Genomic DNA, 13501 nt, shown 5'->3' on the forward strand with positions numbered 1-13501 from the left:
CCGTTTACTTTCGTCCCATAATCACCGATTGCGCACTATCAGTCATCGCCGAGAGTGACGTGCACGCCACCGACAAGCTGGCTGATTACATTATAAAGAGCCGCGATGATGACCGCGAACAATGTAGCGACAACGACTTCCACGATAGAGAAAATCGTAACGGCGCTGAGCACGGTACCCAGCGAGAAAATGCTGGCCAGATTGAAGCCGCCGGTGTCAAGGCCGGTGGAAGAAACGATCTGCGTGACCTGATCGAAGACGCCGACCACGTTCAACAGCGCCCAGATCAGCGCAACCGCAACGATTTGGATGATGCCGGCCGCCACGGAGAGCAGAAGCGTCACCTTGGCCACGGACCATGCGTCGACGCGGGTGAGCGAAAGGCTCATACGACGCGCACGGGGGGTGCGCTTACGGGAAAACGAGTTTTTCTTGCCGGCGCCTTGGTTGTTCAAGGGCCACGAGGAGGATTCGGGCTTGGCGCCGGAGCCTTCCCCAAGAACGGAACGGGCAACACGGGGTGAGCGCTCGGATTCGGGGACGCCTGCAGTTGTATTCGTTACCTGGCGCGACTGATCAGCGTCAACGTTTTCGTTCATCATTACTCCTTGACCCACCACACGGACTGCTTAAAATCGCCTATTTCCGCGCAAACGACCTGTTAAGAGGCTATCAGTCTTCGGGGACGAAAACAGCCGGCAAGCCTCATCAGTTCGTATGCGGATATGACGCTAAACGTTGCGGCCGCCAATACCTTTGGTACCAACGGCCGCAACGTGTTTATTGTGTGACTTGATTACTCATTCGGCGTCACTCGGTTTTGTCGTCACTTTCATCAGCGGAGGCAGCGGAATCATCGGCCGCTTCGTCGGAGGCGGCGGCAGCGGAATCGGAGGTGCCTGCACTATCGGAACCTTCAGCGCCGGCCGAATCGCTGTTTTCGCTGTCCTCATCGTCATCATCGTCCGTGTCGCTGTTGCGCGCGATGGAGAGGATCTCGTCGTTCTTGTCGGGCTTGGCCAGCGTGACGCCCTGCGTATTACGGCCGGTGCGCTTGACCTCGGAGACGTCGGAACGGATGACCTTGCCGGACTTCATGATGGCCATGATCTGATCGGAATCGGTGACGATGACCGCACCCACCAGTTCGCCGCGGTCCTCGTTCATCTGCAGCGCCTTGACGCCAAAACCATTACGGCCCTGGAGACGATACTGGCTGATAGAGGTACGCTTGGCGAAGCCTTCGTTGGTGACCACCAAGAGGCTCAGGTCGTCTTCCATGTCGGCGCGGACCACGTCCATCGCCAGCAGTTCGTCGCCTTCGCGGAACTTCATGCCCTGCACGCCTGCGGTCTGGCGGCCCATCGGACGCAGTTGCTCGTCATCGGCCTTGAACTTCAAGCTCATGCCGTGCTTGGAGACGAGGATGATGTCGTCGTCGGCGTTGCACAGCGTCGCGCCGATCAGCTCGTCGGCCGGCTCACCGGTCTCCGGATCCTCCATCAGGCGCACGGCGATCAGCCCACCCTGACGGGTGGAATCGTACTGCGCCAGCGGGGTCTTCTTGACCTTGCCGGAGCGGGTGGCGAGCACCAGGTACTTGGCGATCTCGTAGTTCGGGATCGAGAGCACGGCCTGGATGGACTCGTCGGGGGAGAGCTGCAGCAGGTTGGCGACGTGCTGGCCCTTGGAATCGCGGGACCCTTCGGGCAGCTCGTAGGCCTTGAGCCTGAAGACGCGGCCACGGTTGGTGAAGAAGAGGATCCAGTTGTGCGTCGAGGTGAGGAAGAAGTGGTCGACCACGTCGTCCTGACGCAGCTTGGCACCCTTGATGCCCTTGCCGCCGCGGTGCTGGGCGCGGTATTCGTCGGCCTTGGTGCGCTTGACGAAGCCGGAGTGCGTCACGGTGACGACCACGTTTTCGTCGGCGATGAGGTCTTCGTCGCTCATCTCGCCGGAGAACGGCAGGATCTTGGTACGGCGTTCGTCGCCGTACTTGGCCACGATCTCGTCGAGCTCGTCGCCCACGATCTTGCGTTCGCGTTCGGGGCTGGAGAGGATGTCGTTGTAATCGGCGATCTTGCGCATCAGCTCGTTGTGCTCGTCGACGATCTTCTGGCGTTCCAGAGCAGCGAGACGACGCAGCTGCATGGCCAGAATCGCGTCGGCCTGCACATCGTCTACGTCCAGCAGGTCTTCGAGGCCGGTGCGGGCGGTTTCGACGTCCTTGGAGGCACGGATGAGGGCGATGACCTCTTCGATCATGTCCAGCGCCTTCAGATAGCCCTGCAGGATGTGGTCGCGGTCTTCGGCCTCACGCTTCAGGTAGCGGGTACGACGGTCGATGACTTCCATCTGGTGGTCGACCCAGTGGCTGACGAACGCGTCGAGCGACAGCGTGCGCGGCACGTTGTCGACCAGCGCAAGCATGTTCGCGCCGAACGTCTCCTGCAGCTGGGTGTGCTTATAAAGATTATTGAGCACAACCTTCGGCACGGCGTCGCGCTTCAAAATGAGCACGAGGCGCTGGCCGGTGCGGCCGGAGGTCTCGTCGCGCATGTCGGCGATGCCTTGGATCTTGCCGTCGCGCACGGCGTCACGGATCGAAGCGGCGAGACGGTCGGGGTTGACCTGATACGGCAGCTCGGTGACCACCAGGCACATACGGCCCTTGATCTCCTCGGTGTTGACCACGGCGCGCATGGTGATGAGGCCACGGCCGGTGCGATAGGCCTTCTCGATGCCCTTGTGGCCGAGAATCGTCGCACCAGTGGGGAAGTCCGGCCCCTTGATGCGCTGCAACAACGCCTCGAGCAGCTCTTCCTTGGTGGCGTCCGGGTGGTCGAGCGCCCAGTGCACGCCATCGGCGACCTCGCGCATGTTGTGCGGAGGGATGTTGGTGGCCATGCCCACGGCGATGCCGGAGGAGCCGTTGACCAGAAGGTTCGGGAAGCGGGCGGGGAGCACGGTCGGCTCCTGCGTCTTGCCGTCGTAGTTCGGCACGAAATCGACGGTGTCCTTGTCGATGTCGCGCACCATTTCCATCGCGAGCGGTGCCATGCGGCATTCGGTGTAACGCATTGCCGCGGCTGGGTCGTCGCCCGGGGAGCCGAAGTTGCCCTGGCCATCGACGAGCAGGTAGCGCATCGACCACGACTGGGCCATACGCACCAAGGTGTCGTAGATGGCGGAATCGCCGTGCGGATGGTACTTGCCCATGACGTCACCGACGACGCGGGAGCACTTGTTGTAGCCACGGTCGGGACGATAGCCGCCGTCATACATCGCGTAGATCACGCGGCGATGCACCGGCTTCATGCCGTCACGCACGTCGGGGAGCGCACGTTCGACGATCACGGAGAGGGAGTAGGCGAGGTAGGATTCGCGCATCTCCTGACCGATTTCAATCGGTTGGATGCGTTCGCCGGTCATCAGGCCGTAATCGGTGTTGTCGGCTTCCTGCGGGCTCAGCGGCTCAAGGGAGCCGTCGGGCAAAGGCTGTGCGCCTTCGCTGTCATCATTGGTATTGTTGTTTTCGTCTGCCACTGTAAATCCTTATATCTTTAAAATTATTCAGTTAGATTGCTATTCATTTGTTTTAAATAGCATCAGACACACTAGGCATCGATGAACTTCGCACTCGGGGCGTTGCGCTGGATGAATTCGCGGCGCGGACCCACCTCGTCGCCCATCAGCATGGAGAAGGTCTCGTCGGCCTGGGCCGCGTCCTCAATCGTCACCTGTTTCAGGATGCGGTGCTCGGGGTCCATGGTGGTGCCCCACAGCTCCTGATAACTCATCTCGCCCAAACCCTTGTAGCGCTGGATGCCTTCGCCCTTCGGCAGCTGGCGTCCGGCCTCCCGGCCTTCCTTCAGAACGCGGTCGCGTTCGGCGTCGGTGTAGACGAAACTGTGCGGGCCCTTGGTCCACTTGATGCGATAGAGCGGCGGCATGGCCACATAGACGTAGCCGGCGTAGATCATCGGCCGCATGTAACGGAAGAAGAGCGTGAGGTTGAGGGTGGCGATATGGGCGCCGTCCACATCTGCATCGGCCATGATGATGACCTTGTGGTAGCGCACCTTGTTCAGGTCAAACTCCTCGCCATAGCCGCCGCCGACCGCGGTGATCAGCGCCTCGATGGTGTCGGACTTCATGATGCGGTCGATGGAGGCGCGCTCGGTGTTCAGGATCTTGCCTCGGAGCGGCAGGATGGCCTGCGTGATCGGATTGCGGCCCTGGATGGCGGAGCCGCCTGCGGAATCGCCCTCGACGATGAACAGCTCGCATTCCTCGGGATTGTTGGACTGGCAGTCCTTGAGCTTGTCGGGCATGCCGGCGGTCTCGAAAACGGACTTGCGGCGCGTGTTCTCGCGGGCCTTTTTGGCGGCGATACGTGCGTGCGAGGCCTCGAGCGCCTTCTGGATGATGTTCTTGGCATCGCTCGGATGGGCGTCGAACCAGTCGCCGAGACGGTCGGTCATCACGCGCTGCACGAAGGTCTTGGCCTCCGAGTTGCCGAGCTTGGTCTTGGTCTGGCCCTCGAACTGCGGGTTGGTGAGCTTGACGGATACCACGGCCGTGAGGCCTTCGCGAACGTCGTCGCCTGAGAGGTTGTCGTCCTTCTCCTTCAGCAAGTTCTTGTCGCGCGCGTAGCGATTGACCAGGCTGGTCAGCGCGGCACGGAAGCCCTCTTCGTGGGCGCCGCCTTCCGTGGTGGAAATCGTGTTGGCAAACGTATGCACGGCCTCGGAATAGGCGGTGGTCCACTGCAGCGCGATCTCGGCGGAGATGCCGAGCTTGAGGTCCTCGGCCTCAAGGTCAATGACTTCATCCTCGATCGGCGTGGTCTTGCGCGACTTCACCAGGTAGGCGACGTAATCCTTGATGCCGTTCTCATAGCAATAGGAGACGGTTTCCGGCTTTTCCTCGGTAACGTCGTCCTCGCCCGCGACCTCGTCACCGGCGATATTGTGCTTGCGCTCGTCGGTCAATGTAATACGAAGGCCCTTGTTGAGGAATGCCATCTGCTGGAAGCGGGAACGCAGGGTCTCGAAGTCGTATTCGGTGGTCTCGAAAATCGCAGGATCGGCCCAGAACGTCACCGACGTGCCGGTGGATTCGCCCTCGGCCATCGGAGCACCCTGCTTCAGCGGGGCGACCGCGTGCTGATCGTGGAAGTTCTGCATCCAGTGGTAGCCCTGACGGCGCACTTCCACGTCGATTTCGGTGGAGAGCGCGTTGACCACGGAGATGCCGACGCCGTGCAGGCCGCCGGAAACCGCGTAACCGCCACCGCCGAACTTGCCGCCGGCGTGCAGCTTGGTCATCACCGTCTCGACGCCGGAGACGCCTTCACCGGGCACTTCGTCGACAGGGATGCCGCGACCGTTGTCGACCACGCGCACGCCGTTGTCGGGCAGGATGGTCACTTCGATATGCGTGGCATAGCCGGCGAGCGCCTCGTCGACGGAGTTGTCGACGATCTCATAGACCAGGTGGTGCAGGCCGCGCGGACCGGTGGAGCCGATGTACATACCCGGGCGGATACGCACGGCCTCCAGACCTTCCAACACCCTCAGATCGCTGGCGTCATAGTGCTCGGGCGCGAGCGAATCGTCAAGCTGGGCGTCTTCGAGCTCGTCGTTCTGAATGGCTTCCTGGGCCTTGGCTTCCTGTTCCGCTTTATTGACGGCAGCGTCATTGGCTTGTTCTTCATTCATTGCTGAATCTGCCACAAGGTTCCTTCCTGCATTTTCCTGCGCACGAAAGGCTTCCTGCGCAGGCGATACACTCTAAAAAGCAAATAATGGGGGCTTCTAGAGGTTTAACCATATAGTGGCCATTTTACTCGGATATGGGGACTTTCAAGGCATTGCCCCCAAAAGATGAAAGTTCACTTTTGTCTAATTCTATCGAAAGATAATGGCAACCACGGCTGTCCGAATCTCCGTGCTGGGAAACCGCACATAACTCGCTATTAGATGCCGTTTACCAGCACCAACCCAACTCTTCGCGGCCGTAACTCACCTTGATGCTGGAAAACCGCACATTATTACTCATAAGATGCCGTTTACCAGCACTGGTAAGTGGAATCCGTCAATTTTGAAACCAGTTCAATGCCGATTGGATCGCAGGCCTCTGGTTATCGGCCAGAATATTTGGTTTATACTCCCAATCCTCAAATCCCGTATCGGTTGCAAAATCGGCAGGCCGCACCGACTACCGCCTCATATAACGGTTCGGATAGCGCCGTGCGCCAGGTCCACGCCTGAAATTATGTGACTGCGGGCCGGTGACGCGAATCTCGCGGATTTCCAAGCCACGCAGCCGTTGACGGATGGTTGCGGTGAGCTGGGGGATGAGGTAGGTCAGCTGCGTGGCCCAAGCGTTGGATTCAGTGTTGATGGTGAGCACTCCGTCGCGGAAATCCGTGACCACAGAATGGGCGGCGATGGCGGGGCCGACCACCAGATCCCAGTGGTTGCGCAGCTGCGCGAGTTTCAGGTGCGGGGTCCAGTCGCCGTCGGAAGCGATGACGGACATCACGCCGCCGAGTCTGCCCGGGTCCCTCCCCGGCTTGCCGAAGTTGTTCCACGCCTTCTCCTCGCGCGCTTTCCAGTCCCTGCGCGCCCCGGCGCGGGACGCAAGCCTGTTGAACACTTCGGCGGGCAGTTTGCGCGGGTCAAGATGCAGTTGCTCGGCGATCGGCGGCTTCATGATTGCGCTCCGTCGCTATTATCGCTGGCTTCATCACTTTCATGCTGCGCACGAATCCGGTCGATTCCAGGATTGTCAGCGACAGTGTCGGACACGCCAGCGGAACCGACCTTGTCATCTGACGAATCCCTAACCTGCTGATTGACTCCAGAATTATCGACAGCAACGGCCTGCCCGTCGACTGTATCAATCTCACCATCAGACGAATCTCGAACATTTTGACCGGTTTCAGCCTTCAGAAACTTATCGGATTGCCGGGGCTTTGACTCGTGGGCATCGTCGGAATCAGCTTTCCTGTTCCCACGCAACGCCTGCAGTTGCGCCACCAGATCCGCGTTCTCGTCCTGTGCGCCGGCCTTGAGCTCGGCCACGTCGATGATGGTCGCCTTTCCGGCCTGCTCAGCGTTCAACGGGATATCGCTTGCGGCCGCGACCGTAATCAGCACCTGGTCTTGCCCCATCGCGAAATCAAGAATCTGCCGGCGCCTGGTCTCATCGAGCTGGGCGAAGACATCATCGAGGATGACGATGGGCTTGACCTGCTGCGCCTGCGCGATTTCGCCGAACAACGCCATTTTCAGAGCGAGCGCCATGGTCCACATCTCGCCGTTGGAAGCGAATTCACGGGCAGGCATCCCGTCAAGCGTCAACGTCATATCGTCGCGGTGCGGGCCGATAAGGTTGCGTCCGCGCGCGATTTCACCGGCATACAGCCGTTGGTAGTGCTTGCTGATCTCGGGCTCCGGCGCCTCGAAATCGAGCACTTCCTCGAACGAAGGTGCATAGGCGAGTCCGGCATGCTGCGGTTTGCCCGCAAGTTCGTCGTAGATGCGTGAAAACGGCCCAGCCAGCCGCTCGATCAATCCGGCACGGGCACGCGTCAGTGCCACCCCGACGGCGATGAACTGCCCGGTCCATATTTCCAACCCGTTGAGTGCGGCGTTCTGCGTGTCGACCGGCTCGCTGCGCTGCCCGAGCTGCTTCAACAACGCGGCCCGTTGCTTGGCGATTTTGTTGGCATTGGAAAGGTTGGCAGCATACCCGCCGATCAGCAACGACCCAGCCTGGTCGAGAAATCCACGCCTGCCGGCCGGATCGCCCGCCACCAGCCGCTGGTCTTCAGGCGTAAAGGAGACGCTCGGGACCTTGCCGACGATATCGCGCATATACAGCGAATTCCCGCCGTTGATGCGCCCGCGGTTGGCCCCTCGCGCGGCAATGGTCACTTCATAGGTGGTCTCACGAACGTCATCAGCAGCAGATGCCGCAGTCGCCCGTCCTTCACCTCCCGACCTCTTGCCGTCTTCTTCATTCCCGTCAGCCCGTGAATACATGGCATCTTGAACATTGTCGTTTCTGCCTGTTTCAGCAGCAGTCGCGTCACCGTAAGAGGTGCTGTTTACGTTGTTTTCATTGACATTGGCGCGGATGGTGGCCTTGGCCTCGCCACGTTCGATCAGCGGCAACGAGCTGGAGACGCGATGGCTGGAACCGGTGGAAAGCACTTCGACGGCTTCCACGATGTTGGTCTTGCCCAAGCCGTTCGCGCCCTTGAGGATGGTCACCCCGGGGTTGAAATCCACGACAAGGTGCGGCCACGACCGGAAATGGTCGAGCGCCAGCCGCGAGATATACACGTGAACCCCTTACCTTGTCATTGATCGGTTGTCACATTCGGTTAATTATCGAAATGTGAGAACGTGAGGGAACAAAAAATATCTTACGGAGTGCGCCAAATTTAGTGAACACCGTAAGATAAATTTCATACCCTGATTATCAGTTGAAGCGCATCGGCACCAGCAGATAGCGGTAATCCATCGATTCGTCGGAATCGGCTTCCTGCTGCCCGTTGAACTCGACCGGCTTGACCGCGGTGGTCATCTTCATACGCACGAACGGTTCGGTGATCGCGCTCAGGCCTTCGATCAGATATGACGGGTTGAAGGCGACGGTGATGTTTTCGCCGTCCATGTCGATGTCGAGCACTTCCTTGGCCTGCGATTCGTCGGCGGTTCCGGCGGAAAGCGTCAGGCTCTGGCCTTCGAAGACCATGCGAATCGGTGCATTACGTTCTGCGACGAGCGCCACACGCTTGATGGCGCCGAGCAACGCTTCCTTGGAAATCACGGCCTCGATCGGATATTCGTCGGCGAAAAGCCTGTCGACCGCGGGGAATTCCCCATCGATCAGCTGCGAGGTCGAAACGCGGCCGGCATTCTCGAAACCAAGCAATGACGGGCTTTCCGGGTTGAAATCGATGACCACGTTCTGATGTTCGTCGACGGCGCGGGACACATCGCGCAGCAGGGAGCCGCGAACCAGCGTCTCCGTTTCGAGGTTGCTGTCCTGCGGGGTCCAGGTGAAACTGGAACGGGAAAGACGGAAACGGTCGGTCGAGGTCATCACGACTTTGTCGCCGTTGAACTGGATGCGCACGCCGGTCAGGACCGGACGATTCTCCTCATGTGAAACGGCGACGGAAGCCTGCGAAACAGCCTGGACAAAGGTGGGGGCGTCGACTTGGCCCAGCATCGCCGGGGCTTCGGGCAAGTCCGGGTATTCGGATTCCGGCATGAGCTGCAGGTTGAACGTCGACTTTCCCGATGAGATCGTCAACGTCGTGTCGGTGGTCGAAAGATACGTTTTTTCCTGGGGCAGCGCCTTGGTGATATCGGCCAGAAGCTTGCCCTGCACGAGCACTTTTCCTGCCTCGTCGACGCCGGCTTCGATATGGTGACGAGCGGAGACCTCGTAGTTGAAGGCGGAAAGCTGCAATGTCCCGTTGGCTGCCTCGAGTTTGATTCCGGCGAGAATCGGGTTGGCTGGCCGCGCATCGATGACACGGGTAGTCCAGGCAACCGCGTCCGCAAGTGCGGTGGAGTTGATTTCGACTTTCATAATGCTCCTACTTTGGGTGGTAACTGATTTCTATTCTAGTTGCTTCTTTTAATCGTGAGATGCAGATTCAACTTGTTCGCTTTGCTTACCATGATGAAACGTAAGTTTGCTCTAGTAATCAGGATAATAAGCACGGTGAATATGTGGATAACCTTCAAAACCGCTTACGAACAGCGTTATCCACAGCAAGTGGCTATGTGGATAACTAAGCGAGGAATTGTGGATAAAACGGCAAGTTATCCACCGGAGCGCTTTCGTTGATTTTTTGTCCACATGATTTTCGAAGTCGTCCACGACTTTTCCACCGGGTTTTATCGTGGTATCCACGGCTTATCCGCCGAGTTTACCCCCATTTGTGAATAACTATGTGGATAAATTTCCGGGATAAATTTTCCACAACCGGTGTGTCGCCCAGTGGATAATCGTAAAAACCCCCGAATCCGTCGTCAGGAATGCTCCTCTCGCAAGCGCAGCCGATGCCGAAACCAGCCGTGGCAAACTGGTCGGCAAACCAGCCGGCGATCCGGTCGGTTTCGGGTTTGCATGCGCGCACAGGAACGAAAAGATCGCGAATCAACGTCCGGTACTAGATGTGGATGTCAACCATCGGGTACGAGGTTTTTCTGCACCGGAACCAACGGAACGGTGCAGTTGACGATCCAAGAACCGTCTTCGGCCGACGTCTCGAGCGTGCCGCCTATCGCCTTTACCGACTTCTGATGCAATTCCAATCCCTTGCCGTGTTCCGATTCCTTGAATTTCAGGCCCGGACCGCTGCAATCGTTCGTTTCCGTGATGTTGAGATACCCGTTTTCCAGTTCGGCGACCAGTATGTAGCTGTCGATGCCGGGGCTTGAATGCCGGATGATGTTGGTATAGATTTCGGTAAGCAGGTGGCTCGTTATCTCGATGGCTTTCGTATCGCTCTGCTCTCCCTCGGCCAATTGGCCGCGCACCTGTGATATCCCGGTATAGCCGAGGTCTTGAAGCAGCGAATCCTCATGGGCAAGCTGCACGACCAGCCATTCGCGAACATCGCGGGAGGCGTCAATGAACTCGTCGAAACCGTTGCCGTTGCCGTTGAGCAGATCGATGACTTTTCCGGTGTTGTCATACGCTCTGTGTACCGCCTGCTCCACCAATTGCAAGGTTTGCTCGCTCCAATCCCTGTTCGGATCGTCGGTGAGCAGGATGACCGAGGAAAGCTCGTTGGTGATGGAATCGTGGACGGCGTCGGCCAGCATGGTGTCGTAGCGTTCCTTGTTGAGCTGGGCCGTCTTCAGCGACAACTGGCTGTTGATCCACGCCGTTTGGTTCAGTCCCTGTTGGTGCCTGGCATACTGCCCGATGGCCCACGGACCCAGATACATGAGCGGTGCTATGACCAGCCATCCGTAGCCGGATACCGTAGATCTCGCCAAAATGACAAGGGCGCAAAGCACTGCCGTCATGGTGGTGCACAATCCGAGGGTCCATAATCTCCTACGCCGCGAATAACCCAGCAAAATGCCGCTGCAGATGGCCAGTGTGTAGACGGTTGCTTTTGGAATCACCGGTATCGGTATGAGGATCGTGGTCAGCATGAATGCCATCGCGGGGCCCGCGGTCGGTAGGAACACCGCGGGAATCAGCGTCAACGCCATACACGTACCCACCAGAAACGACAGCGGCCGGGGGTGGGTGGAAGGGATGAGTGTCAAGAGGATGATGGACGCCAGCCCGGTGACGATGGTGGTTGCGGTAAAACGATCGACGTGGATATGGCTTGCACGGGCATGGCCTGCATGGGCCTGGTCTGTTGCGCCGTTCGGTTTGCCTGCCGCCTCGGCGTCTGATCCGTGGTTGGTTTCCGTGTTCGCGCCATCTTGGCCACCGTCACCGGCCTGGTACTTGACGTCCGGGTATTTGACGCCTTGGTGCCCGGTGGGTGAAGACGCGGGCCTGTGCCACAAGGTGGTGTACGTTGCCGCCTGTGACGTCGTTTGCAGCCGGTGTTGCGCCCGGCTTCCGCCTTGGCCCCGGAAGCCCGGCCAAGGCAGACGATGTACCATTCGTCTCAACGTGTCGTATACCGTCGTTTCGCTGTCTATCGCCTCGCCGGCGTCGGGTTGCTCGTCGAAGATATTGATGACCTGATGCATCTCGTTCAGGGCGTTCTTCGCCTCTTCCGAGATTCGCCGGCGTCCATCGGCGCTCAGTGCTTCGACGCGGCCTGCAGACGCCCTGATGGAGTTCAGTTCCTTCATGACCTTATTGTGCAGGGTCACCGCCATCCGATGGCTTCGTTGCTCCGTTTCAAGCCGCATGGTGGCCCGCCGCAGTTCGTTCTCTTGGCGTATGGCGCTGCGCATGTTGTTCTGCCATCTGCCGATCAGTCCCATGATCCAGGGGAAAGGCATCAAAAATGCCAGACCGAATAACATGAGGTCGGCCTCTATCATAGGCTTTCCGGGCGTCGCATTGTTGATAAAGACCGCTGCCACCATAACGCTCATAAGCGGAACCGGCAACAAGCCCGCCAGTTTTCCCCAGCGTTTGAGATAGCCCAGCATCAGCTCGGAGGTGATTAATATCGGCAGAAAGTTGACCAATGCGAATTCCGAGATGACGACATTGCCCTGGCTCTTGATGACAGTTGAGAGGTACAGGTCGAAGATAGCGCCCAGAAACGAGGCCACGGCGCCGAACGTCGGTGCGAACAGGTTGCTCAGCAGTGCCGCTATAGGTATGATGGCGGCGATTCCCGCGATTCCCGCTGAAGTGAAAAGGCCGCTGAACAAGTCGACAATCAAAAGAATGACGGCGTTGCCTACAGCCACGACGATTACGGGCGGCTCGGCCTTGACGTGATCGCCGAATTCTTCACCTATCGATCGCAGGGCATCCTTGATGACGTATGGTGCAAATGGCTGATGAGTGGGCATTCGTTATAATGTATCACATTCCTTGTTCACTTGCGTTCCAGCATCCATATGCCCACGCCCTGGCTCAATGTGGAGGCGCCGAGTTTTCTGATTGCCCGATGCGCGCCGGTGCGTATGGACGACTCGCTGATTCCCATGTCTTCGGCGATTTGTTTGTAACGTTTGCCGCGGGCCAGCAGGTCCATGATCGTCTTCTCGTGTTGGGTCAGTGAAATCTTGTCGTTGGAAGGTTCCTGGCTGATGCGGGCGTAAGCTTTGTCGGCGCTCGCGAAGTGAATGTTGTTGAATACCGAATACGTGTCGTCTTGCGAGATGGCGTGCAGCGCCATCTGGAGTTGGGGGATGTCGGATTTGGATACCAGCCCTTGTGCGCCGGCGTCGGCCAGATCCGCCGCATAGTGTTCAAGCGAATACGAGGTGATGCCCAGCACTTTCACTTTCGGCGTCTTTTTGCGGATGGCGCGGCAGACGTCGGGGCCGGTCAGGGTCGAGCTCAGTGACATGTCGAGAAGGAGTATGTCGGGCATCGAGACGGGGTCCGTCGCCTTGGCAATGGCGTCGGGGGCGGAGGTCGAGCTCCATACCACTTTGGAGCCGGGCAGGGTACGTGGCAGAAGGCTCGCCAGCGTCATCAAGGCGAAATTGTCATTATCGGTCACGGCGATACGTAGTGGTCGTGTTGCGCTGTCGACCGGCGCATGTGAGGATGCGCGAACCTTATTCTCATGATCGGGGGTGTTTCCCGTGCTGCTATACATGGACATTTCCTTTGTGTTCCCTGTTCTGTTATGAGTCAGCGCGGCAAAATTGCGCCTCAATCATCGAACTATAAAACGTAAAAACAATCAATGCACTCATTAATCCGTTTAAGAGGATTAATCTTATCCTAGGTAACTATTGTAGTCCGTTTTACGATTTTTTGTCGATGAGTCGGAAATGGGATTGTTCGGGCGAATGCC

Annotated in this window: 8 protein-coding genes; all 8 read right to left on the minus strand. The window is 58.6% G+C overall.

Annotated elements, in window-relative coordinates:
* Window positions 1-38 precede the first annotated feature (38 nt).
* The 8 genes from OZX75_RS07210 to OZX75_RS07245 all read right to left on the minus strand — a co-directional run bounded on the left by OZX75_RS07210 (window position 39) and on the right by OZX75_RS07245 (window position 13300).
* Window positions 39-599, minus strand: a complete 561-nt coding sequence (locus OZX75_RS07210) for a DUF3566 domain-containing protein (RefSeq protein ID WP_277147495.1) — start codon at window positions 597-599, stop codon at window positions 39-41.
* A 211-nt stretch (window positions 600-810) separates the two neighbouring features.
* Window positions 811-3546 (minus strand): DNA gyrase subunit A, encoded by a 2736-nt coding sequence (gene gyrA / locus OZX75_RS07215; protein ID WP_277145970.1) that lies wholly within the window; start codon window positions 3544-3546, stop codon window positions 811-813.
* 71 nt (window positions 3547-3617) lie between these two features.
* A complete protein-coding gene (gene gyrB, locus OZX75_RS07220) occupies window positions 3618-5723 on the minus strand; it encodes a DNA topoisomerase (ATP-hydrolyzing) subunit B (protein WP_277147497.1) in 2106 nt (701 codons plus the stop codon).
* A 499-nt stretch (window positions 5724-6222) separates the two neighbouring features.
* Window positions 6223-6720, minus strand: a complete 498-nt coding sequence (locus tag OZX75_RS07225) for a DciA family protein (protein ID WP_277145971.1) — start codon at window positions 6718-6720, stop codon at window positions 6223-6225.
* Entirely contained in the window at window positions 6717-8357 is a 1641-nt protein-coding gene (gene recF, locus OZX75_RS07230) for a DNA replication/repair protein RecF (RefSeq protein WP_525930238.1), read from the minus strand. Before recF ends, OZX75_RS07225 begins: the two co-directional genes overlap by 4 nt.
* Before the next feature lie 139 nt (window positions 8358-8496).
* Window positions 8497-9618, minus strand: a complete 1122-nt coding sequence (gene dnaN, locus OZX75_RS07235) for a DNA polymerase III subunit beta (RefSeq protein ID WP_277145972.1) — start codon at window positions 9616-9618, stop codon at window positions 8497-8499.
* Window positions 9619-10217: 599 nt separating this feature from the next.
* Window positions 10218-12542: a sensor histidine kinase gene (locus OZX75_RS07240; protein WP_277145973.1), complete on the minus strand. Its 2325-nt coding sequence runs from the start codon at window positions 12540-12542 to the stop codon at window positions 10218-10220.
* A 26-nt stretch (window positions 12543-12568) separates the two neighbouring features.
* Window positions 12569-13300, minus strand: a complete 732-nt coding sequence (locus OZX75_RS07245; protein WP_277145974.1) for a response regulator transcription factor — start codon at window positions 13298-13300, stop codon at window positions 12569-12571.
* Window positions 13301-13501: the final 201 nt, after the last annotated feature.

Source organism: Bifidobacterium sp. ESL0800 (assembly GCF_029395355.1).
In the GTDB taxonomy this organism is placed as follows: domain Bacteria; phylum Actinomycetota; class Actinomycetes; order Actinomycetales; family Bifidobacteriaceae; genus Bifidobacterium.

Coding starts and splice junctions, on each gene's coding strand:
- dnaN (WP_277145972.1), bottom strand. CDS start 9,618: ATGAAAGTCGAAATCAACTCCACCGCACTTGCGGACGCGGTTGCCTGG.
- OZX75_RS07245 (WP_277145974.1), bottom strand. CDS start 13,300: ATGTATAGCAGCACGGGAAACACCCCCGATCATGAGAATAAGGTTCGC.
- OZX75_RS07240 (WP_277145973.1), bottom strand. CDS start 12,542: ATGCCCACTCATCAGCCATTTGCACCATACGTCATCAAGGATGCCCTG.
- OZX75_RS07210 (WP_277147495.1), bottom strand. CDS start 599: ATGAACGAAAACGTTGACGCTGATCAGTCGCGCCAGGTAACGAATACA.
- gyrB (WP_277147497.1), bottom strand. CDS start 5,723: ATGAATGAAGAACAAGCCAATGACGCTGCCGTCAATAAAGCGGAACAG.
- OZX75_RS07225 (WP_277145971.1), bottom strand. CDS start 6,720: ATGAAGCCGCCGATCGCCGAGCAACTGCATCTTGACCCGCGCAAACTG.